The 23181-nt window shown below is 52.3% G+C and carries 15 protein-coding genes and 1 riboswitch; of the genes, 10 read left to right on the top strand and 5 right to left on the bottom strand.

All coding sequences use genetic code 11. The features are described from left to right. Nucleotides 1-28: 28 nt before the first annotated feature. A riboswitch (Fluoride riboswitch) is annotated at nucleotides 29-90 on the bottom strand. Between the two features lie 86 nt (nucleotides 91-176). Next, complete coding sequence (locus tag MHH78_RS31550) at nucleotides 177-785, bottom strand: hypothetical protein (RefSeq protein WP_076078970.1); 609 nt, start codon at nucleotides 783-785, stop codon at nucleotides 177-179. Between the two features lie 269 nt (nucleotides 786-1054). Here MHH78_RS31550 and MHH78_RS31545 point away from each other — a divergent pair, with 269 nt between their 5' ends. After that, nucleotides 1055-2950, top strand: coding sequence for an ATP-binding protein (locus tag MHH78_RS31545; protein ID WP_341170012.1), 1896 nt, complete (start codon nucleotides 1055-1057; stop codon nucleotides 2948-2950). 182 nt (nucleotides 2951-3132) lie between these two features. Then, nucleotides 3133-4977, top strand: a complete 1845-nt coding sequence (locus MHH78_RS31540) for an ATP-binding protein (protein WP_341170011.1) — start codon at nucleotides 3133-3135, stop codon at nucleotides 4975-4977. An 18-nt stretch (nucleotides 4978-4995) separates the two neighbouring features. On the opposite strand, the gene MHH78_RS31535 is transcribed toward MHH78_RS31540, so the two are convergent. Further along, nucleotides 4996-5244 (bottom strand): NHLP leader peptide family RiPP precursor, encoded by a 249-nt coding sequence (locus MHH78_RS31535; RefSeq protein ID WP_372238068.1) that lies wholly within the window; start codon nucleotides 5242-5244, stop codon nucleotides 4996-4998. A gap of 74 nt (nucleotides 5245-5318) precedes the next feature. Then, entirely contained in the window at nucleotides 5319-6260 is a 942-nt protein-coding gene (locus MHH78_RS31530; RefSeq protein ID WP_341170010.1) for a hypothetical protein, read from the bottom strand. A 388-nt stretch (nucleotides 6261-6648) separates the two neighbouring features. Between MHH78_RS31530 and MHH78_RS31525 the strand changes: the two genes are divergently transcribed. After that, nucleotides 6649-8898 carry a glycoside hydrolase family 9 protein gene (locus tag MHH78_RS31525; protein WP_341170009.1) on the top strand — a complete coding sequence of 750 codons (2250 nt, stop codon included), beginning with the start codon at nucleotides 6649-6651 and terminating at the stop codon, nucleotides 8896-8898. 118 nt (nucleotides 8899-9016) lie between these two features. Here MHH78_RS31525 and MHH78_RS31520 read toward each other — a convergent pair whose 3' ends face one another. Next, entirely contained in the window at nucleotides 9017-11296 is a 2280-nt protein-coding gene (locus tag MHH78_RS31520) for a helix-turn-helix domain-containing protein (RefSeq protein ID WP_341170008.1), read from the bottom strand. Nucleotides 11297-11610: 314 nt separating this feature from the next. Here MHH78_RS31520 and MHH78_RS31515 point away from each other — a divergent pair, with 314 nt between their 5' ends. The 4 genes from MHH78_RS31515 to MHH78_RS31500 are packed head-to-tail and all read left to right on the top strand — an operon-like array spanning nucleotide 11611 to nucleotide 16897. Further along, entirely contained in the window at nucleotides 11611-12504 is an 894-nt protein-coding gene (locus tag MHH78_RS31515; RefSeq protein WP_341170421.1) for an ABC transporter permease, read from the top strand. Nucleotides 12505-12520: 16 nt separating this feature from the next. Beyond that, complete coding sequence (locus MHH78_RS31510) at nucleotides 12521-13387, top strand: carbohydrate ABC transporter permease (RefSeq protein ID WP_076078976.1); 867 nt, start codon at nucleotides 12521-12523, stop codon at nucleotides 13385-13387. Between the two features lie 39 nt (nucleotides 13388-13426). Continuing rightward, the gene (locus tag MHH78_RS31505; protein ID WP_341170007.1) at nucleotides 13427-14992 is read left to right on the top strand and encodes an extracellular solute-binding protein; all 1566 of its coding nucleotides are present in this window, start codon (nucleotides 13427-13429) and stop codon (nucleotides 14990-14992) included. 24 nt (nucleotides 14993-15016) lie between these two features. Then, nucleotides 15017-16897 carry a glycoside hydrolase family 20 zincin-like fold domain-containing protein gene (locus MHH78_RS31500; protein ID WP_341170006.1) on the top strand — a complete coding sequence of 627 codons (1881 nt, stop codon included), beginning with the start codon at nucleotides 15017-15019 and terminating at the stop codon, nucleotides 16895-16897. A gap of 78 nt (nucleotides 16898-16975) precedes the next feature. On the opposite strand, the gene MHH78_RS31495 is transcribed toward MHH78_RS31500, so the two are convergent. Then, complete coding sequence (locus tag MHH78_RS31495; protein WP_341170005.1) at nucleotides 16976-18907, bottom strand: beta-N-acetylhexosaminidase; 1932 nt, start codon at nucleotides 18905-18907, stop codon at nucleotides 16976-16978. An 84-nt stretch (nucleotides 18908-18991) separates the two neighbouring features. On the opposite strand from MHH78_RS31495, the gene MHH78_RS31490 reads away from it, so the two are divergent. From MHH78_RS31490 to MHH78_RS31480, 3 genes are all read left to right on the top strand, one after another. Continuing rightward, nucleotides 18992-19846, top strand: a complete 855-nt coding sequence (locus MHH78_RS31490; RefSeq protein ID WP_341170004.1) for a helix-turn-helix transcriptional regulator — start codon at nucleotides 18992-18994, stop codon at nucleotides 19844-19846. Nucleotides 19847-20686: 840 nt separating this feature from the next. After that, nucleotides 20687-22132 (top strand): sensor histidine kinase, encoded by a 1446-nt coding sequence (locus MHH78_RS31485; RefSeq protein WP_341170003.1) that lies wholly within the window; start codon nucleotides 20687-20689, stop codon nucleotides 22130-22132. Nucleotides 22133-22155: 23 nt separating this feature from the next. Then, nucleotides 22156-22791, top strand: a complete 636-nt coding sequence (locus MHH78_RS31480; protein WP_036693598.1) for a response regulator — start codon at nucleotides 22156-22158, stop codon at nucleotides 22789-22791. Nucleotides 22792-23181: the final 390 nt, after the last annotated feature.

Below are 23181 nucleotides of genomic sequence, written 5' to 3'. Positions count from 1 at the left end.
CAAAACAGACTCCTACCAGCGTAGTTAACCACTGGTAGGAGTCATTAGCCCCGAAGGGCGGTTATGGCGAACTCCATCGCCGCAATTGAATGAAACTATCGTATGCCGATTGTCTCCAAAAGTCAATAAGAACCTGGACCTTGGGTGAACGCCCCGGCAGGACCGCTTAGCCGTATCTACTCGTCACCGTTCGAGCCGTTCAGCACATCGGTTCCGGGCATAGCATCAGGGTCTGGGGAGACCGGGTCAACGCTGCTGCCGGGAACCAGCTCATCCGCATCCGGGACATCCTCCAACGGAGCGGCTTCCTCCGCTGCTCCTGCCACCTCGTCCTCCGTATCCGCATAATCAATGATGCTCCCCGTTAATCCGGCTGCACCGGCTGTGTATACAGCATCCGACTCCAGCAGCTCATCCCGCTGCGGACCGGGAGTGGCGGAAGAAGGAGCGGGGCGGTCTGCGCGCGGTCCAAGCCCGGCGTCCGGCACATTCAGGCCGATATCGGCTGCTAGTATAGGATCGCTCTCCAGCGCTGGATCCGAGCCGTCATCCACTACACCGTCGAAATCGATCGGTGTGAAGTGAGCAGGGTCATGACTGGCCAGTGCAGATTCCAGCGGGCGGTTCCCGGCGCCTACAGTTTCTTCACTGGGGCTTGGCTCGGTAATCGTGCCAAGCGGACGCAATTCTTCCAGCGGGATATCCTGCTCCGGGGAGACACCGCCCATTTTGGTATAGCGCTCATATGCAAAGTCAGCTTCCGTCTTATTGAATTCGTTACCCATCGTGAATCAGCTCCCTTTTCCCTTGTTGTAAGTCTTCTTCATCTTATAGTACAACTATACCCGTTTAAGCGGCGGCGAATCTGCCCGGCATCCAGGCTGCCCATCTGATTAATATATTCATTTCTCCGGCAGAATAACCGGAATAGATGAATTAACCGAGCCGTTTCGAGGTTATTTGCAGTCTGATGGCAGGTATTGTGCAAACGTTGTCGAAAATAAGAATCATATGGACTATATAAATACAACTAAGGATTCACTGAGGTGCCACAATGAAGTTAGCATCAACCAAAACAGCCGCAGTCTTTATTATGCTGCTGCTTGTAATAACCATCATTCCGGCGGGGATCGCCATAGAATGGGATGCACATACCGAAGCGGAAATTCCGGCCTGGGAGCTGAAGTGGGAAACGGCCGGGAATAGCGGCATAGAAGCTGTAATGGCCGGGCCAGCCGCCGGATGGACATGGGTGCGGGCCAGGGAGGCCAGGCCCCTTTCGCCACCAGGTACCGCTTCCGCCTGGATGCGGATTACCTTGCCCCCTGCGGGAGCAACTCCCGCTATTCTGATCGATAGAGTATTTGGCGACAACCTGAAAGCATATATAGACAACCGGCTAATCTACGATTCCAGCGGGGATGTGGAATATAGCGGCAACAAGGTGCTGATTCCATTACCGGCACAAGATAGTGCGAAGCCGCTCTATCTATGGAATGCGGGCAGCGGGGAGTTTGGAATCGAGGGGAACATAAGGGTCGGCAGCTATAATCAGCTGCTGTCCTTTTATGTGAAGCAGGATCTGGTGGACGTTGTACTCGGAGCCGCCATGATCTTCATGGCCGGAGCGTTATTGATCTGTCTGCTGTTCCTTAAGCCGGAATTCTTCTACAGCGGTTTCTTTCTGGCCCTGGTCATCCTGTCCTTTGGAGTGCTGCTGCTTACGTACTCCCCGTTTCTAACGCTGATTCTAAGCCGGGGGGATCGTCTGAGGCAGATCAGTTTCGATTTGGCCCTGTTTACCATTATGCCCGCGTTCACGCTTTATTTTGAGCAGTTATTCGGACCGGGCAAGCGGAGACTCACTGCCCGAGTGCGTAAATTTCAGCTGGCCTACTCCCTGTTCTGTACCGCAGCGCTTATTCTGAATGCCGCAGTGTCCTTCCGGCTGGACGCGCTCTATTCTGCTCTGACTATTAACGCAACCGGTGTACTAATGATTGCCCAGTTTATCTATCTGCTGTATCTGGCGCTTACTTATGCCCGCAAAGGCAATTCAGATGCCATCCTGTTCACTGGCGGCTTCTCTGTATTTGCCGTGGTATCGGTGGCGGAGCTGTTGCGTTACTTCATTTCAATGGAGAGGTATCATCTGTACTGGTGGAAATGGGGCATGGTGGTATTCATTCTTTCCCTGATTGCTATTCTGGGGAAACGGTTTGCGGGAAGCCATGAGAAGGCGCTGGAATACGCCAGGGAGCTGGAGAAGTTCAATAATGAGCTGCAGCGTTCGGAGAAAATGGAGATTATCAGTGAGCTGGCCGCCTCGGTAGCCCATGAGGTGCGTAATCCGCTCCAGGTCACACGCGGGTTCCTGCAGATTCTGGGGGAGCGCTCCGGCAACAAGGAGAAGGAATATCTGAAGATGGCTGTCGGAGAGCTGGACCGGGCCTCGGTAATCATTACTGATTTCCTTACCTTTGCGAAGCCGGGCTTGGATATCGTGGATGTATTCGAAGTCTCGGGGGAGCTGAAGCATGTGTCGGGAATCCTGCTGCCGCTGGCTAATCTGCAGGGCGGTTCGATAGAGCTGCGTCTGCAGCAGGAGCTTCAAGTGACGGGCAGCCCGGCCAAATTCAAACAGGCGTTCATTAATCTGATCAAGAACAGCATTGAATCACTGCAGGAGGAGGGGGAGATTGTCGTAACAGCCTGGAGGACAGGCAACTGGGTAATCATCAGCGTGAAGGATAACGGCGAGGGAATGAAGGTTAGCGAACTGGCCCGTCTGGGCGAGCCGTATTACTCCAATAAGACCAAGGGGACGGGGCTCGGCCTCATGGTCACCTTCCGTATTATTGAAGCGATGAACGGCACGATTGAGTTCCACAGCCGCAAGGGCGAAGGAACCGAGGTGCTTATTAAATTGCCGGCCTCCAGCATAAATTAGGAATTTTTTTTGTTTATTCCGTTTTTTTGAAGGGATGGGCAGAGCATGGGGCGAAATATTAACACTAAGAGAACTTTGCTTCTAAAACTTTCCTCTGAGGTGCTTGCATGTCTTTGATGGTCAAAAGTTTACATACAGCGTTAGTATTGTTTCTGCTTTGCCTAACCTGCGGAAGCCTCCTGGTGTCCGCGCAAAGCGCTTCCCCCGCCGGTGAGATCAGACATTGGCAGATGAAGTGGCAGGAGGGGACGGATGATGGCGGACTCCAGGCTCCGGTAACGGATGACCAGGGGTGGATTGACGTGGAGGCGAAGGCGGAGATGCCGCGCAAGCCTTCCGGGGTATCCTCCGCCTGGACCAAGATTACTTTGCCCTCCTATCATTACGTGTCCCCCTCTGTCTATATTCAGACGATCTATGCGCTGCATGTGAAGGTGTATGTGGAGGACCGGCTGGTTTTTGAAGGGGATCGCGGCTTTATTATGGATAATTATTCCTTGCTTGTGCCCCTGGACATGCGGGATAACGGAAAGACGCTCTATATCTGGACGCAGACGCTCCAGGACCGGATTGGAATCAAAGAGCAGGTGATGCTCGGTGAGCACAGTATTCTAATCAAGGACTATATCAAAAACGGACTCATAGATGTGATTCTGGGCGGCGCTTTTATCTTCGTGGCGGCGGTGCTGTTTGTGTGCGCATTTTTCCTGAACAAGGAGTATTTCCCCGTGGCGGCTTCGCTGTCCATTGTCATTGCCTCTACTGGTGTGTTATCTGTAACCTACTCTCCCTTCACGTATACCTTCTACAGCTATTTGGGCGGGCTCAGTGTATTTTTGTTCGATGTGGCGCTGTTGTCCCTGTTACCCGCACTGACCTTCCTGTTCGAGAAAATATTCGGCGCGGGCAAATACGGCATCATCCGCAGGTTCCGCAAATTCCAGATGGTCTATTCCTTATTCTGCTGTGTCGTCCTCATTATAAATGCACTCTCCGGGGGCCGGTATCTGAAATTCTATTACTTCATCTCCACCAATATTGTCGGCATTATTATGATTCTTCAATTCATTCTGCTGATCGGCTGTGTCATCGTGTTCTCCCTGAAGCGCAATAAGGATGCGATCATCTTCGCCTGCGGCTTCGGTACGGCTGCCCTTACCGGGGTGTTGGAGCTGATGTGGTATTATTTCAAACGCGGAAATTATGATCTCTTCTACTGGAAGTGGGCGCTGGTTGTGTTCATTCTCTCGCTGATTGTGATTCTTGGACGGCGGCTGGCACAGAACCACAGCCAAGTGGTGAAATATTCGCAGGAGCTGGAGCTGTTCAACAACGAACTGCAGCGTTCAGAGAAAATGGAGATTATCAGCGAGCTGGCAGCATCGGTAGCCCATGAAGTGCGTAACCCGCTCCAGGTGACCCGGGGGTTCCTCCAGCTGCTCAGCGAGAAGTCGAGCGGGGATGAGCAGAAATACCTGTCCATGGCGCTCAGTGAGCTGGACCGGGCGGCGAGTATTATCACCGATTTTCTGACCTTTGCCAAGCCGGAATTTGAACAGGTCTCCCTGCTCTATGTGAATGAAGAGTTCATGCATATCCAGAGCATCCTGCTGCCTTTATGCCATTTGAACGGGGGCAAAATGATTCTGGAGGTGGAAGACGGCCTGCGGGTCAAAGGGAATTCCTCGAAGTTCAAGCAAGCGATGATTAATATCATCAAGAACAGCATTGAATCCCTGGGGGAGGAAGGCACGATTCATCTGCTGGCGTACAGCCGGGGGGATAAGGTGCATATTCATATTAAGGATAACGGGGCAGGTATGGAACCGGCTGTGCTTAGCCGTCTGGGCGAGCCGTATTTCTCCTCTAACAAGACGAAGGGCACGGGGCTCGGGCTGATGGTTACCTTCCGTATTATTGAAGCGATGGAGGGCGAAATTCGTTTTATGAGCAAAAAAGGAGCCGGAACCGAGTCCATCACCATTCTGCCGCGTGCAGAAGGGCCGGACGATTCCAACTCCCGATAATAGGTTGACTTGAGTATGCTACCAGGTTCCCATTGGGGTGATACGTGTCTTCATTACATCGGAAGAAGGGCTTGGGGGAATGACCAGGTAGAATTCATTTGAGCCTTCCTCTACGGTCTTCAGTGTAATGTTGTCAGGAAGGTTGATGCCCAGCGCTTCCTGGAGCGCTGCCTTCGGGTCTGCGAGCAGTCTTTGTTTGAAAGCCGGATCTTCCCACGCCTTCTGAATCACCTGATTCTTAAGAACTCCTACTGACAATACAATCACCCTTTCAAAATGGTTATAATTGCCTTTTTAGTATAGCATAGGCCATTCTATAATTCTATTGCTATTTCCATAAATTATGAGAGATTTGAGTGCGAAGATAGCCAGTAATCCAACCCCCCGCCCAGCAGCAATTGCTTCTGCGCTTCAATGGCTGCGGCGATTTGCTGCAGGTTCTGCACGAGCACGAGATGGAAGGACACCAGCAAGGGCAGCTGTAAGCTGGCCTCCTCCAGGATGAGTTGGTTGGCTTGGGCCGTTGCGGCATATCCATTAAGTCCGCCTGCTACATAGATGAAGTCCTTCACTGTTGATTCGGTCAGTGGTTCTCCTGCGGCCATCCCGGTACTGGAGCGTAGCAGTGACAACAGGCAGTTATAGCTGCTGTCCTCCAGATCCTGCTCCCAATCTTCGTAGTCGTCAAGCAGCTGCAGGGTCAACAGTACAGTGTGAATCATCTCTTCGGCCTCGGGAATGGAGGAGGACTGGCCGGAGAGCAGCAGCGCGGCCGTGCTGCTGAGCTTAAGCGGGCTGGCCTTATGGGAGATACGGATACGGTCATTCAGGAAGTAATCGCTGCCGGCTTCCCCGCTTACGCTGTCTGCCCACTCGCTGATGTAACGGCTGAAGCAGGGCCAGAAGGGAGAGTCCGCCGGGAACAGCGGAAGGTAGGTAGCCAGAAACTCGACATAGAGCAGATTGGCAAGCGGCAGCGTTTGCGCAGCCGAGGCCTCCGGGCTGTCCATCAGATCATCCTGGAGGAAGAAGTAGAGCATGAGGAAGATGTTACCTGCGGACATCCTGCGGGCCACTTCAGGACTCAGGCCACAAGGGTCCTGGAGCCAGAAGGGCAGCAGGTAACAGATGTAATTCTTGTGGCTGTCCGGGTGGAACACGTTGAACTGATTGAGATACGACAGGCCGCGGGCATTAAGCGGCTCTGGAAATGCAGAGATCACCCTGCGGCTCTCCTCAAAGACCACACGGAGCTCGTCCTCATAAGCATGAAGCCAATCCATAGGCTTATCTCCTGTCAATTATGTATTTTATTTAAAATATTAGGTAAAAAGTGGTTATGTGACCTGATTATAATCCTACGTCCGCCCTATTTCAATCAAAATTTGGAAAGTAGGACTATATTCCTTGGAAGCATCGGACACTGACCATATACACTTTGCCATGTATGTATTCATTTTCTTCGCTATCCGTAAAAAAGACGATATAAATAACATATGAGGATTTAATTCCCATGATAGGACTGGTTATAATGCAGGTACACCGCTCCAAGGCGCAGCGGTTTACAGCCTGACATTTAAATGACTTCATGGAGGTGATTGGGTGAGGCGGGCGGCTTCATATAAATTACAGCACCTTGCATATGAAAAATGAAAGGGCGTGTACAAAGATATGAATTCACCGGATTCGGTTCAAGCTAGTGTAAGCGGCATATTTATAAGGGTTAACCAGGTTGGATACAGTCCGGCTGCGGCTAAAATAGCCATCGTATTATCAAGCACGGGCTTGAGCGGAGTTAGATATGATGTGTTCAATTCAAACAACACCTCGGTATTGAACGGAACCATTACCACAGCCAGTAAAGGGAGCTGGGGTGACGCGGGTGGTGCAAATTGTGCTTATTCCTATGCTATAGATTTCAGTGCACTAACTACTGCCGGAAGCGGATATTATATAAAAATCAACGCCTATAAGTCCCCGGTCTTCGCTATAAGCAATTCGGTTTACAGCAGTTTGGCCGATCTGTCCATGCAGTTCTTCAAAGTGCAGCGGTGTGGAAATACCAGTCCGCAGGATCACGGCGTATGCCATATGACGGGAACGAACTCATCCATTGACGGAAAGCCGGATGGTGCTTCCGGCACCAAGGACTTTACCGGGGGCTGGCATGATGCCTCGGATTATATCAAATTTCTGAGCACCATCGGACATGTTACGGATGTGATGCTAACGACTTATATCCACCATCCGGAAGCTTTTCCTGCTCCAGGAAGCGCGGCCGGAGCATTGACGGAAGCGAAGGTAGGTCTTGATTTCATTCTCAAGCTGTGGGACAACACCAACCAGATTCTATATATGGAAGTAGCCGACGGCCTGGACCATGATGTCGAGAATGATGATCTGGATTCCCGCAGCAAAACCTGGCCGCAAAATGACAATACGATCTATGGCGCGGCGCGTCCGGTGCATCCATGCCCTGCCGGTACAGGCGCAAACTTGGCCGGAAAAGCTGCAGCTGCCTTAGCACTAGGAGCTAAAATATGGGGAGATTCTGCCGGACCGGTCTATAATGCTGCATTAGCTGTCGGCTATTTGACTGCAGCCCAGCAGATCTACACCTGGGGGAAGACAAGGACGGGAATTGCCGGGGATGCGGACGGATTCTACGTGGATACGGACTATAAAGACGATATGGCCTGGGCGGCTGCCGAACTCTACCGGGCCACAGGTACCGCCGCCTATTTAACAGAAGCGAAATCGTTCTGTGACAGTGCGGGAGAATGGTACAACAAAAGTAACACAAGCCTCAACTGGTCCAGAGCCTATCACTGGGCAAACTATGAGGTCGCCTCCCTTGATCCGGCTTATAAGAATACTGCCGCAGGCCGGATGAATAATCATCTGAACCTGAAAAAGAATTATGCTGACGGGCAATTCTGGAATACCAGCAGTGAACCCAAATGGGGTACGTATGAAGCCATGAGCAATAATGCGGTAGAAGCGATGATGTATCAGGAATTAACCGGAAATACCACATATGCGGCTCTGGCCCAGCAGCAGATTGATTTCATGCTGGGAAGGAATCCGTGGGGCGTGAGTAAGTTAAATGGTGCGGGTACCACCTGGTTTAAAAATCCCCGCCACCGTGTAACCACATTGAACCGTGTGAATAACCCGAATTATCAGCTCCGCGGAGCCTGGAGCGAGGGGTTTGAGACCAGCAGCCAGTACGCTGTAGACCAGCAGGACCCGCTGCTTGCCGGGCAGGAAGATCCGGGTATCGTGCAGTTCAATGACAACCGGATGATCTGGCATGATAACCGCAGAGATTATGCTACCAATGAGGTTACCATATCAGGCAATGCAGCGGGTATGGCGATGGTCGCCTTCATGGGAGGAGGCGCATCCTCAGGTGCACCAACCGACTATATTACAAATGGAGATGCCTATGTAAGAGACGGCACCTATGCGGCAACCAACTATGGAACAGCAGCCACAGTCGATGTAAAGGGAGATGCGGATGAGGGCTATAACCGGAAAGGGTTTGTAAGATTCGATCTTACCGGTCGTACGGGATCTCCCGTTGCTTCTGCTCTCTTGAAGATATACTGTAATGCCGTATCTGCGTCAACGCCTGTGAAGGTATACGGACTTACCGGCAGTGATGAATGGATAGAGTCGGGAACAGGAGGCATCACCTGGAACAATCAGCCGGGCAGTACAGGTGCAGTGCTGATTGGAACAATTAATGTATCTACAGCCAGCTGGTACACTATCGATGCAACGGGTTTTGTGAATAGCCAGCTCGGCGGCGATAAGAAAATGACCTTCAAGCTGCAGGTTGAGAACAATAACGGTGCAACGATAAGCTTCAACAGCAAAGAAAACACAGCCAATAAACCGGTTCTGACTGTGAGTTAGGCAGGTGATTAATAGGAACCACAAAGAATCCGGACTGGAACGGAAGGCTGCTGAGCTTAGATCAGCAGCCTTTTCTTTGCGTGCGTATGGACCATCGAGGCAGAGGAAGCGGAGCGCCTCAAGGCCCGTCTTCCGCAGCGGGCAGTCCTCCGCTGGCATGGCTTTTGCGGTATTCGCCGGGCGTAAGGCCGGAGGCGCGTTTGAACATACGGATGAAGGAATTGACATTCAGGTAGCCGACCTGGAGTGCGATCTCCTGAATGCGCAGGTCGACGTTCATCAGCAGCTCCTTGGCATGGCTGATCCGCAGGTTGTTCAGATAGTCGCTGAAATTGATGCCTTGCTTCTCCTTGAAGAAGGTAGACAGATAGCCCGGACTCAGATTCAGCTTGTCTGCAACAAGATTCAGATTGATATTCTCTCCGTAGTGCTTATCCAGATAGTCCAGCATATAGGCAAGTACAGGGTCCCTGGTCTCGGATTTCGCCCGCATGGCGGCAAGGATCGGCCGGACCATTGCGTGAAGCCATTCCTTATACTGCCCGGTGGAATAGAAGCTCTCGAAGTTTTCCTTAAGAGCCGGCTGAATCAGTACGGCCTCCTCCAACCCCAGCTTCATTACCGTCTTGCCCGCCTGCTCCACCGCTCCCGCGGCAAAGGCCCGGAAATCTTCGGCCGCAGCGTCCTTCTGGTTCAACTGCTCCAGCTGTCTGGCCAGCCATCCCAGCACCGCTTCCTCATTGCCTGACAGCAGAAGGCCCGATAGCTCCTCCCCATGGGTTACCTTGACATGAAAGGAACGGGCCGATGAAGCGCGCGGCTCCACGATAATCTGGGTTTCTTCGTTCAGCCTGCGTTCTTTAAGCAGTGAGGAGAGAATCCCGTAAGCACCGGTAATCGGAGTTTCTCCGGAGTAGACAGGACTTACCGCAATGGTCAAATAAAAGGCGGGCTCCACCTCCAGCAGCTCCTTCAGAGTCTGGAGTGTCTGAAGAATAGCGCTCTGCGGTCCGCATTGGAACAGCAGCAGCAGGAGCTGATTCTGCTCCGGCTGCACAGCCACTATATCCCCTTCGCTGCCCAGGAACAGGTGCTGGATCAGCTGCCACAGCATCAGGGTATCCTTCTCCGGGCTCTGGGACGGCTGCTTGAAGCTGAGCTTGAACAGCACGGCTGCATACGGCCGGTCTTCCGCTTGGGCATCCTCCAGATCCAGCAGATTGGGGTTCAGGGGGATGTTCTTAATTTTATGGGAGTAGGCATACTGGCGCACCAGCGAATTTTTATGCTCCAGATCGGTCTGAATGAATTGGTTGGTCTCCAGAATACGTCTCATGCGGTCCCCGATGATAGCGAATTCCTTCACGCTGCTTAGCTTATCCGCACCTGTGCCCGACTTGCGCTCCAGTGCTGCAATCAGCCGCTGCAGCGGCCGGTTAAGACGGTAACTGAAGAACAGCGAAAACAGAATACTGGTGAGCACGGCGGCAGTCAGCAGGGCGGCCAGCAGCAGCTGCATCTGGCGCATTCCGGAAGTAACTGCAGCGGCTGGTGTAACCTGGACATAAGTGAATCCGGTCTGCCCGCCTTTTTGATAGAAATAATATTGGTCTCCGACCTGCTCATGGTAGCTGATGCTCCCGGAGATGTCGCTTAATACCGGCCGGTCTGCCGTGGTGGAGAACAGCATGACGCCGTCTGCATCCAGAATATAGAACGGACTTGCGCTCCCATCCCCGTAAGCCGTTTGCAATTCGCGTGCATTCAGCATGACAATGCCATAGACCTCCTTATTGGGAAGAACCTGGGTGACCAGCGGCAGCAGCGACCCGAGCGGACGCGAGGAATTCATCGTACTCTCTCTAAAATTAGCTGCAGGCAGGACCCTCATGTACTGATTGCCCATCGTCTGCCGGCTCCAATAATCTGGCGGATACTCCTTGCTGGCATAATATTTGGAGAACATATCGTTCATACTGCTTGTGCCGTCCTTTTCAAAAACATAATCCGCTTCTTTGAAATAGAGAATGAAGTTCTCAATATGCAGGAACGGGTTGGAGTAGACGTTCGCCAGATCCGATTTGACCTCACGGACCACATCATAACGCCTGTTCTCGCGGACCTGGCTCAAGAGGCCCAGGTTGGCCGTCCATGTACGCGATCGGTTAAGGGTTAGAATGATGTTCTGTGTCAGCCGGAAATGATTCTCGTAGCTCAGGGCGGTCTGCTTGAGACTCAACTCATTCTGGCGGACCATCTCCTGATAGACCTTCTTGCTCAGATATAGATGAGAGACAAGATTGAAAGAAGCCAGCAGCAGGATAACGCTGAGAAAGCTCAGCATTAGCTTCACGAACAAGGCGTTGAAAGCAAATTTAAAGTCTGTTCTTCTGCGCATGATGGTCCCCCTTGCTATGGACATTCTTTTTATACCATCATAGCTCCCGAAAGCTCACACGGACAATATGCACTTTCTTCTTTTTATACGCCGATTCTTAGAAAATCGCTAATCGGGCGATATGTATTATAACATGCTGATAGCGCTATCACGGATTTTATTCCTATAATTCAACCATAACTCCCGGCTTGAAAGGGGAAATAAGCTAACATCACTACAGTATTTAGGGGGGGATGCGTATGGGGCAAGCAAATGCACTGCCGGAGACAACCGCCGGGAGAAACCGGGAACGGCCGCAGCTGAGGGAACGGGTGATGAAGACCTGGAGAAGAAACAAATTATTATGGCTGCTGTTTCTTCCCTGTCTGCTGTATTATTTGATTTTCAAGTATCTGCCGATGTTCGGGCTGGTGATCACGTTTAAGGATTACAATCTGTTCAAGGGGATCTGGGCCAGCAACTGGGTGGGCTTCAAATATTACCGGATGTTTCTGGAGAACCCGGATTTCCTGCTGCTGATGAAGAATACCTTTCTACTTGGATTATATCGGCTGGTATTCGGCTTTCCTGCCCCGATCCTGCTCGCGATTCTGCTGAATGAGGTAAGGAAGGCATCCTTCAAACGCCTCGTGCAGACGGTAAGCTATCTTCCGCATTTCATCTCCAATGTCATTGTTGCCAGTATGGTGATTATGTTTCTCTCGCCAACGGGAGGGCTGATCAATAATCTGCTCGGCAGCCTTGGCATCGGGCCTGTTAACTTCATGAACGAGCCGGGTTTCTTCCGTATCATTTATGTACTCTCCGAAATCTGGCAGCATATCGGCTGGGAGACCATCATCTATCTGGCTGCGCTAACCGCCATTGATCCCCAGCTATACGAAGCGGCAGAAATGGACGGAGCAGGCAGACTGCGGCGGATCTGGCATATTACGCTGCCGGGTATCTCTCCCGCGATTGTCATTACACTCATTCTGAATATCGGGCAGGTGCTGGAGATAGGCTTCGAGAAGGTCTTCTTGATGCAGAATCCGGCGATTTACGAAACTGCGGATATTATCAGCACTTATGTATACAGAGTCGGTATGCAGCAAGGTAATTTCAGCTACGGTGCTTCCATAGACCTATTCATGGGGATGATCAGTCTGGTCTTCATCTATAGTGCCAACTGGATCAGCCGCCGCATAAGTGAAACCAGTCTATGGTAAAAAAGAGGTGCTTATTATGAAATTCCGGATGAACCTGTTCAGTATAATCAATGGGATTGTGCTGCTGATGGTTGTGGCCGCTACGCTGTATCCGTTTGTACACATGCTGGCGGTGTCGCTTAGCAGTGATTCTAATGTCATCCAGAATAAAGTGTCCATCTGGCCCAAGGGCTTTAACCTTGACATGTATAAAGTGGTACTGGAGGACTCCAAGATCTGGGTAGCTTACAAGAACACGATCGTCTACACCTTTACGGGTACACTGATCTCCCTGCTCATCACCTCCACGGGAGCTTACGCCTTGTCGCGGAGCGATATGGCGCTGCGCAAAAGCTTGACCATGCTGATTGTAGTCACCATGTTCTTCAGCGGCGGGATGATTCCCACCTTCCTCGTGGTCCGCTCTCTGAATCTGGTGGATACCGTATGGGGGATGGTGCTGCCGGGTGCGGTGAGCACCTGGAATCTGATTCTGATGCGCACGTTCTTCGCGGGCATTCCGAAGGAGCTGGAGGAGTCGGGGCGTATGGACGGATTGAATGACATCGGTATCTTTGCCCGTATCATCGTGCCCTTGTCCAAAGCTTCATTTGCGACGATTGCGCTCTTCTATGCAGTGAGTATGTGGAATAATTTCCTCGGCCCGCTCTTGTATCTGCGCTCCTCGGAGCTGTTCCCGCTGCAGGTACTGCTGCGCAATATGGTCCTTGCCGGCACCTCCAGCTCAGGAGATGTAACCGGTATTGGGGGGGATAATCAGATTGTTGAAGAATCGCTGAAATATGCGACGATTATGGTATCAACACTTCCGATTCTAGCCGTGTATCCGTTTATCCAGAAGTATTTCGTCCAAGGCGCAATGATTGGAGCCGTCAAAGGCTGACAACGAACAGTACAATTCATAGGAATGGGAGTGGCTTATATGAGAAAATGGATGACTGCAAGTCTGCTTACCGTGATGGCAATGCTGCTTCTGTCCGGCTGCAGCGGCAACAATAAGAATGCAGCCGCGCCGGAAGCTGCTGTGCAGGAGGGCGGTGAAGGTTCGGGAAGTCCGTCTGCATTGCCGGTCAAGACCTTCACGGCACTGCTGGACAACAATGCTACGTTTCCTTATTCGGAGTCCTGGCCGGTCTGGAGCTGGCTGAAGGAGAAGACCGGTGTCACCCTGAAGGTGCAGACGCCTTCCGGGGAGCTTGAAGAAAGCCTCAATCTGGCGATTGCCTCCAAAAACCTGCCGGACATCCTATATATGCCGAACCGTAAGGAATCTAACAAATTCGGCCAGCAAGGTGCTCTGGTGGATATCAAGGAGTATATGGACAAGATGCCGAACCTGAGCAAGTGGATCCAGCAGTATCCTGATGAAGCTAAGGCGGCGTTGTCCGCAGACGGGAAGATGTATATGTTCCCGAACCAGGGCTTCGGAGAGACGAACCGCTTAGTCTGGATGTACCGGAAGGATGTTTTTGACAAGGAAGGCTTGAAGGCGCCAACGACCTATAAGGAGCTTCATGAAGCTCTTCAGGTGCTGAAGGCGAAATATCCGGATAGCTTTCCGCTCTCCATCCGTTACGGGCAGAACCCCGATGAGCTGAATGCCAGCATGACGATAAACTTCGGGACCAGTGAGGGCGCATATTTTAATTTTGATAACAGTGAGTGGCATTACGGGCCAACGGAGCCCGCTTATAAGGAAATGCTCGGCATGTGGAAAAGCTTCTATGATGAAGGGCTGATTCCTCCGGATTTCCTCTCGCTGCAGACAAAGCAGTGGCAGGATATGGTATCTACCAGCAAGTCTTTTGTCACCGTCGACTATATCAGCCGGATTGATTTCTTCAACAATGCGATGCAGAAAGACAACCCTGAATACAACATGCAGTTCCTGGCTCCACCCGCAGGTCTGGCGGACGGCAAGCAGCTTAATCCTTATTTTCACTATCTGGAGAGCGGTCTGACAGTGGCTTCGACCTCGAAGCAGATTGAAGACATCATGGCCTATATGGATTTCTTCTATACAGAGGATGGGCGTACACTTGCCAGCTGGGGCAAGGAGGGGGAGACCTATACCAAAGAAGGCGGTACGATCAAGTTCAAGCCGGAATACAGTGATGTGACCGAAATGCGCAAGCAGACCGGGCTGCAGACAAGCGGCACGTATACCTGGATCGACTTCGATGCCCATCTGTCGCTGTTCTCCGATAACCTGAAGCATGCTTATGAAGAAGCGGCCAAGTATGACCCGTCCGCCATGCAGCCCCGCCCGGCCTTCACCGAGCAGGAGAATGAAGTGATCTCGCTTACCGGGGAAGCGATCAACAAGCACCGGGATGAGAGCTTCGCCAAATTCGTCACCGGCTCCAGAAATCTGGCCGAATGGGATAAGTATGTGGAGGAAATGAACAATCTGGGCGTGGATAAGCTGGTAGGCGTATATAAGGAAGCTTACGACCGTATGCAGAATGTGCAGCTGAGCGGGGAATGAAGCTGCAAGATAAGGAGGAGAGCCGTGTATAATTTATTGCCAGAACCGCAACAGTTGAAGCTAGAGGACGGAAGCGCTTTTCAAATCAATGACGGAGTATGGCTGAGTCTGATGATGGAGCAGGAGGAGCCAAGGCTGGAGCGGCATTGCCGCCGTGCTTTTCCCGGGGCGAAGCTGGTCAGCTCCACAGAAGGCAGCGGCTATTCTCTGCTGCTGCAGAGCGCGGCGGGAACGTCTGCTGGCGAGCGTCTGCAGAAAGGAGCGTTAGGAGGGGGCGGTGGTGAGAATGGCGTAGCGGGAGCCGGGTTAGTTGGAGTGCCGGAAGCGGAGCTTTCGCTGCTGGAAGGACGGAAGGAGAGTTATCTGCTGGAGGTGTCTGAGCATCGCGTTCGCATCCGGGCTACGGATGCCGCCGGGCTGTATTATGGGCTCCAGACCTTGCTGCAGCTGCGGAATCCGCAGGGAGAGATATTCGCAGTCACCATTATGGACTGGCCGGATACCCGTTTGCGTGCGATGAACTATGACCTCCGCCAGACCTTCTCGAAGCCGGAGTTGCTGGTCCGTTATTTAGCTGATTTCTCCAACTACAAGATCAATGCGGTCCTGATCGAATACGAAGACAAGTTTCCGTTCCGGAAGTATCCGGAGCTGACGCACCCGCAGCATGCGCTGAATCCGGAGCAGCTGGAGGCGCTACACGACGCTGCGAAGGAGCATTTTATCGAGATTATTCCGCTTCAGCAGAGCTTCGGGCATCTGGAATATGTGCTTCGGCACGACCGTTGGCGGCATCTTCGGGAGACCGAGTCTTCCACTGGAGAAATCTGCCCGTCCCGTCCGGAATCCTATCAGCTCATTACGGATTTGCTGGAGGAGATGATGGAGGCTCATCCGGACTCCCCTTATATTCATCTAGGCTGTGATGAAGTGTATAGCTTGTGTGAGTGTGCGCAATGCCGGGAAGCCTTCGGCGGAATCCGGGAGCGGGCGTTCATCGCCTTTCTGAACCGGCTGATTGAATTCACTTCAAGCCGGGGCAGAACGCCGGTATTCTGGCATGACATGCTGGATAAATGCCCGCCTGAGGAACTGGCAAAGCTGGACCCGCGCAGTGTAGCGATGATCTGGATCTATAACGGCCGCAATATTGAAGCGGAGGTCTCAGGGCTGGCGGACAAATTCCGGGCTCTCGGCATTGAAGTGATGGGTGCACCGGCGGTCCGCAGCTTCGACTCGGCAGAGCATCAGAATTATCCTGTGCTGGATAACCGGACGGATAATCTACGGCAGTGGGCTGAAGCAGCCGGTCGTCTCCATCTTGATTGCGTGGTGGCTACGAACTGGACTGCCCCGTTCAGTCTGGGAGTCCCTTACGGAATCTTTGAAACGACCTGGTATCCCATGCTGCTTCATGCGGAGCTGGCCTGGAACCGGAAGGCGGATACGGAGACTTTTATTGACCGCTTCCTGGAGCGGTTCCACGGCATTCCTGCCGGGAAGGCGCATGAGCTTCAGGGAAGGTACAGGCTGGAGGATTATTATAATCTGATCTGGAAGCTGGTTGATGAAGTCCGGCTCAACAAAGATGTTGCCGGACTGATTGCGGTAATGCATGATTTTGAAGAGGCTACAGATCGTTCGCGGGCTATCCATAAATACGTCTACCGCTGGGAGATGTATCCGGGGGATGAGGCGGAATGGCAGTCCCTGCTGAACAGTTACCGGCATAACCGCCATGGGCGAGAGGCGGTCCTCCCGCGCATGACAGCAGCGTTGGAACAGTATCAGTCTCCCGATATGGCCGCTCATTTTGTAAGCTCGCGTTTCTTCCTGCATGATTATCTGGAGCGGACCTTATACCATGTGATGGGGCTTCATTTGGATCACTCAGCAACCAGTTGATAGAACTCTTCAAGCAGAGTCAACAGGACAAGTCTCCTGGTTAACAGCGGGGCTTGTTTTTTTGGCATGGAATGATGTTTACTCCACAGCCGCCCCACTCAGCTTGGCGGCAAGTGCGGTATATTCCCCGCGCAGGCGGACCAGCTTCGAGACACTGCGCTCCAGGCCGCCCGGCCGGTTGCGCCGGGTCCAGAGCTGGCGGTACTGGTGGAGCAGCAGATCCAGGTCATGGATCAGCGCCTGAACCTGCGCTGCCTGGGGCTGCGAATCGGCTGCGGCGAGCTGCTGCTTGAGCCGGGTAAGCTGCACGGCATGCTTCACGAAGTGAATGCCGCTGCGCAGCTCCAGGATAACCAGCTCTGCATCGCTGCATTCCAGAACCGGCTGCTCAAGCCGGGCTTCAAGGCCGAGGATGTACTGCTCAAGCCTGTCAAGCTGCTCTACAGGCAGCTTCGTAGCCAGCTGCACATGCTCCAGATGGCTGCGCAGCAGCATAGACATCTCCGTGTCATTCGGGCGGACCGTGCCCGACTCCAGCTTATAGTAGTTCCCCAGATCTAGCAGCAATTGTCCGATGGTTCCTGAGCGGTCTTGGAAGACCGCCGTGTTCAGATAATGCGCCACATCCGCCTCCAGATTCCCCTCTACATTCCAGGCCAGTGCTGCCCCGTAGGCGAATCCGGCATAGCTGACCGGCAGCTGCTGCCAGTGGCCGAAATCACCCCAGTCGGTAATCAGGTAGCCGATAGCGCCGTTTCTCTTGCCATGCACCGCAGCGCTGCGCAGATTGGCGAGCATGTTGTCGGTCCTGCCGGTGAGCGAGTTCCAGGAACTGGTTCCCGGACAGACATAGAACGGGATGCCTGCTTCTTTGAATTTGCGGGTATCCGCTTCAAAAGGATGAGCCGCGCTGTACCCCCATTCCATGGCGATGATATCCTTGGGCAGCCGGGGGATCAGTTCGGGATGCTGAATGATGATATCGCCCCAGAACTGCATGGTTTTGCCGCGCTGCTTGACCAGTTCGTGAATCTTCTGCAGGAAGGAGAGATACAGCTCGCCTTTGCCGGATGACTCGGCCAGTGCCTGGCTTGCGCCAAGTCCCAGTTCATAGGTCTCATCACAGCCGACATTGAACATCTCTGAGCTGAAGTAGGGAAGGAGGTCATCGTACATCGTGCCCAGAAGCTGCAATACCTCAGGGTCCTCTGTATGGAAGGTGCCGGGATGCATGAACAATCCTTCCGGGTATAAATCGCTATCATACATCTGATCCGGAAGCATGAAGCCGGCGGGGATCTCTGCCAGATGGTTGAACTCCGGCCGGGTGAGCCAGCCCTCCATATGGCCGAAGCTGTTCTGATTAGGCACAAGCTCGATATAGCGCTCCCGGCAGTAGGCATCCAGCAGCAGGATTTCCTCGCCGGTTATAGGGGTTTCCAGCTCCCACACCTGCGGGAAGGATTCATAGGCAAAGGGTGCTCCTTCTATATATAGCTGCAGCTGATTCAGCTTGAGGTCCGCCATGAGATCAATGATCCGGTACAGGGTATCCAGCGTGGGGATTTTGTTGCGGCTGATATCAAGCATGAGTCCTCTGGCCGCGAAATCCGGCTGATCGCAGATATGCAGATAAGGCAGCGTCCGGCCGCACTGCTGCAGGAGCTGCTTCAGCGTCGCCGCTGCATAATAAGCGCCTTGCGGAGAACCGTAAGCGGCAATGAGACCTTTTTCGTTAATGTGCAGCTCGTAGGCTCCTTCTGCAAGCAGTGCGTTATAGCGGAAGGTGCAAGCCGGAACTGTGGCAGCCCGCTGCCCTATGGACAGAGGCAGACTGAGACGGACCACCTCGGAAGCGGTCTGTTGAAGCCTGCGGGCTGCGGGAAGGGCAGACACCTGATCCTCACCGGCCAGCACAATGCTGCCCCGGGAAGGAAGGGGGAACTGTCCTGCGGATACCGTGATCTTCTGCGGCCGGGGAAAAAGCTGTAAGTGAACAACATCAGACATAGCGTGGACACCTCTTATTCATGTAGAATATGATCATCTTCATTATCAACATACCACTCCTGAACACATGGAGGAATGCAATGTATGCCCAAGCTCATGGATTATATGATCAGCCCGTATCCAGTAAGAATTATTGATCCGAAGGTGGAGGCCGCCAGGCTGCGCCTGAAGTCGATTCGTGTCGGGCAAGCCGGCCATCTGCCGGGAAGAACGCTGTTTCGCTCGGGTGTCACCTTTGAACACTGGGCATTTGTATATATAGTCGCAGGAGCCGGAACTTATACAGAGAACGGAGGACCAGAGCAGCAGGTCCATGAGGGAAGCCTGTTTTTTTTCAGACCCGGTTATAGCTACAGCTTCGGACCGCCCCCAGGCGGGTATTGGGATGAATACTATATTAATTTCAGCGGAAGCCGTGTCACAGAATGGCTGGAAGCGGGAATGATTGCGGGTGGAGAGGTAACCCGGGGGGATAAGGCGGAAGGGCTGAAAGCGTCCTTTGAAAAGGTTCTGTCGTACATGGCCGGAGATGTTCCCGGTGATGCGGACCGGGCTGCGCTGCTGCTGGAGGAGATGCTGCTGGAATGCTCGCTGCAGCTGCAGGGCAGCCGCCGACCGTGGCGACAGGAAGCCATGCCGCTGATCCGGGAGGCGCTGAATGCCTGCATTTATGAGCAGCCCGATCTGCCGGGGATGGCCGAGCGCCTGCACCTGTCCATGTCTACACTCCGCCGCACCGTGCGGCGGAGCAGCGGGTACCCGATGCATGAATATATCCACCGGCTGAAGATGGCCGAGGCCAAGCATTTGCTGCTGAATACCTCCCTGCAGGTGCAGGAGATAGCGGGAATGCTTCATTATAGGGATAGTTTTTATTTTTCAAGGCTATTCAAGAAATATATGGGCCTCTCCCCGCAGACCTGCCGGAATCATCTCTGACATAATAAACGACATAATTCTACTTTTTATCTTAAAAGAGTCTCGAAATAATGTCGTTTTTTGCAGATTTTTGTTGACACGCAGAAAAAAACAGTGCTATGCTCTAGATAATATTAGCAGTTCTAGAATAGTTCTTCTAGACTATGCCGGAGATGAGACTATTGAGAGAGTATTACTGCATCAGTTGCCGCAGTCTCCATAAGGTGGTAGGACCTAATCATACCTTGCGTATTTTGTCCACCGGGTATCATATCGTTGGCGAACAGCGCTATCAAATTTGTATATGTAATAATGCCAAGCCGGAGCAAGCTGTGCCGGCGGTGACTGAATAGACTGTGCCGGGTGTACTCACCGGATAACCGAAGACTTCTCTTTTGAAGAGCCTGTCCCTGGAGGGAGAGGCTCTTTGCCATGCCCGGAGCTGGACTGGATAATTTTGCATACGCTATCATTTGAGAAGCTGGATAGAGTTGGTTAATTTTTCATGAAAAAAGAATAATTATACCCATTTTATTTTCAAAGTAAACGCTATCATTAGAAATCGAAACTTGTTATTGTGATTTTTCTCATGTATGATGCTTTTAAACATAGCTTAGAATAAACTCGAATTTTCCACAAACTGGAGAATAGGGTGGTGGGATGAACATTAAATTAACAGTCGAAGACCGTACGATCGCCTTTTTCAGAATCTTTTCTTTGTCCCTCACATCGTTTATGTACCTCATGGTTTCTGCGGGGCCTTCCGTAATATACAAATCCCTACTAATCATTGTGCTATTCTTATTTGCCCAACTATTCCCGTACTATTACCGGAAGTTCCATGCAAGATCCCGTACTCTAATGCTGATGGTCAGTATGGAGACGGCACTCATTGCGGTGTTGATGTTATTTACTGGAGGATACGATAGTCCTTTTAAGCTATATGTACTTAATCCGGTGCTGTTTGCGGCGGGTGCGCTCTCTTATTATTTTACCTGGAGTCTGATCCTGGGTTATATTTCCATGGTGGCAGTATCGGGCTACATGGATGCCGGTTCTCCGGGTCTTACGATTGCTGAAATTATACTTGCCAATGGTAACCTGTTTCTAGCCCTGGCTCTCGCGGTTATAGTTATGCAGATGGTTAAGGGGATAAAGCGGCAGCGGGAGGAAGCGAACGCGCGGACCAACGATACCATGGAGCATATCAAATCGCTTTATCACATCGTGGAAACATCAAGCCAGCATGACTTCATGAATATTGGCCAAGTCATTACCGACTATGTGGTCAAGCTTACCAAGCTGGAGAAGGCCCTGTTCTGGTTCGCCAAAAAAAGCGGTGAGCCTGCTCCGCAGAGCCGCCAGACGGGCTGGCAGCATGAGGAGGAGCGCTTTCTGTTCATGGAGCTGGAGAAGCATGAGCATGAATGGAGGCTGCAGCGTGAACCGGTATTCAAGAGTATGCCGGGGATCGGCGACTTCCTGCTGATGCCGGTAAGAATGAGCACCCGGTTCGTCGGAATGATTGGCGTGAAGCTGGAAGCCTCGGAAGGGCTGGAGGGCCGCCGGTGGTACATCCAGCAACTGATGTTCCTGTCGGAGCTGAGTGCGATTATTCTTGAGCGCCACGAGCTGGGCGTGATCGAGAACCGGCTGATCATCACGAACGAGCAGAACCGGATAGCCGATGAGATGCACGACAGTGTCTCCCAGAGTCTTTTCGGCATCGTCTATGCGACCCATTCCCTGAAGCAGACGTGGCGCAAAATGTCTGAGCGGGAGCTGGAGGAGCAGATTGAGCTTATCCATGATTCAGCCACCAAGGTAGCCAAGGAGCTGCGGATTACCATCTACAGCCTCAGCTCGAAGAAGAGCGGCGGCCCGAGCTGGCTTGGGATGGTGCGCTCGCATCTGAAGAGCCTCTCCCGGCTTAATGATGTTGAGATTGAACTGAAAATAACGGGGGATGATTTCAGTCTCCCTTATCCTTACCACAAGGCACTCTTCCGGATTATCTCCGAAGCGACCGGCAACGCCATAAGACATGGTGCTGCCAGCCGGGTGGATGTAGAACTGTCGCTTAAGCCGAAATGGATTAGACTATCGATTGTCGACGATGGCATCGGTTTCGATGCAGATCTGATCTGGGCTGAATCCGAGGATCACTCAGGCGGACTGGGAATGAAGAATATGCAATATCTGGCACAGTCCCTTGGAGGCGATTTCCAGTTAACCAGCAGCGAGAACGCTGGAACCAGAATTTTAATCTCTATACCTGTCGGTGTGGCTGAACTGAAAAATGCATAAACTTTAGGCAGGAGGTCGTTCAAGTGAAAATCGTCATTGTTGATGATCACCCTTTGGTGAGAAGAGGATTGGCATCTGTGATATCGATGCAGTCCAATCTGCAGTTTGCCGGCGAAGCAACGAATGGCCAAGAAGCTCTTCTCGTGATTGAGGAGATACAGCCTGATCTTGTGCTGATTGATCTGAAGCTTGCCGATGAATCGGGCCTGGATATTATCAAGGAAGCCCGCGTGCGCGGATTCTCATGCAAGTTCATCCTGCTGACATCCTCAGCCAGCCGGGAAGATTTCCTGAAGGCGGAGGAAGTACTGGTAGACGGTTATGTACTGAAGGAAGCTCTGCCTGAGGAATTGCTGTTTGCCATTCAACTGGTCCACAAGGGCAGGAAGTATTACGATCCCGGGCTGATGGAAGATAAGATGCGCATGAGCGGCAGCAGTCCGACGGATGAGCTTACACCCAAAGAGAAGGAAGTTCTGATCGAGCTGGGACAGGGGGCCTGCAACCGCGAGATTGCTTCACGCCTGTTCATCAGCGAATTCACCGTCAAGAAGCATGTCAGCCAGATTCTGGCGAAGCTGCAGGTGGCGGACCGGACGCAGGCGGCCTTATACGCCAATGCTGTCGGGCTTACCAAATATGAGATGTCATACGATTAAAGATTTTCGCCCAATCGGTGGGGGGAACGGAGCACGGACAATACTGTCCGTGTTTTTTGCGTTCCGGGAAATCAAACCGAACACAATGGGCGGCTGTGAGGCCCACGGGCCGAATGTATGTGCAAAACAGCATACATTATGCTGCCGCGGAATGCTGGCCCCAAGGTACACCAGCAGCCTTCCCCCCGGTTAGGTGATGTTGTGTCACCGGGGGTGTTAGCATTTTCCATGGATATGGTACTAAAGTATACCATTCACCCCCTCTTGCGGACCAAACGGGGTTACTCGAAAGTGAAGTGTAAAGTGATGCGAGGGGGCATGTGATAAATCCTGCGCGTTGTTAGAATAAAAGCAAGACATCTGAAACTTTCATGATTGCTTTCAAAACGA

It is taken from the genome of Paenibacillus sp. FSL H3-0333 (genome assembly GCF_038002805.1).
In the GTDB taxonomy this organism is placed as follows: domain Bacteria; phylum Bacillota; class Bacilli; order Paenibacillales; family Paenibacillaceae; genus Paenibacillus_AQ; species Paenibacillus_AQ silagei.
The sequence above is the reverse complement of the archived record's forward strand: the minus strand, read 5'-3'. Positions and strand labels throughout refer to the sequence as shown.

Excerpts from the sequence above, each read along its gene's own strand:
- MHH78_RS31505 (WP_341170007.1), top strand. The coding sequence starts at position 13,427 with ATGAGAAAATGGATGACTGCAAGTCTGCTTACCGTGATGGCAATGCTG.
- MHH78_RS31485 (WP_341170003.1), top strand. The coding sequence starts at position 20,687 with ATGCTGATGGTCAGTATGGAGACGGCACTCATTGCGGTGTTGATGTTA.
- MHH78_RS31520 (WP_341170008.1), bottom strand. The coding sequence starts at position 11,296 with ATGCGCAGAAGAACAGACTTTAAATTTGCTTTCAACGCCTTGTTCGTG.
- MHH78_RS31525 (WP_341170009.1), top strand. The coding sequence starts at position 6,649 with ATGAATTCACCGGATTCGGTTCAAGCTAGTGTAAGCGGCATATTTATA.
- MHH78_RS31495 (WP_341170005.1), bottom strand. The coding sequence starts at position 18,907 with ATGTCTGATGTTGTTCACTTACAGCTTTTTCCCCGGCCGCAGAAGATC.
- MHH78_RS31530 (WP_341170010.1), bottom strand. The coding sequence starts at position 6,260 with ATGGATTGGCTTCATGCTTATGAGGACGAGCTCCGTGTGGTCTTTGAG.
- MHH78_RS31510 (WP_076078976.1), top strand. The coding sequence starts at position 12,521 with ATGAAATTCCGGATGAACCTGTTCAGTATAATCAATGGGATTGTGCTG.
- MHH78_RS31545 (WP_341170012.1), top strand. The coding sequence starts at position 1,055 with ATGAAGTTAGCATCAACCAAAACAGCCGCAGTCTTTATTATGCTGCTG.
- MHH78_RS31550 (WP_076078970.1), bottom strand. The coding sequence starts at position 785 with ATGGGTAACGAATTCAATAAGACGGAAGCTGACTTTGCATATGAGCGC.
- MHH78_RS31515 (WP_341170421.1), top strand. The coding sequence starts at position 11,611 with ATGAAGACCTGGAGAAGAAACAAATTATTATGGCTGCTGTTTCTTCCC.
- MHH78_RS31490 (WP_341170004.1), top strand. The coding sequence starts at position 18,992 with ATGCCCAAGCTCATGGATTATATGATCAGCCCGTATCCAGTAAGAATT.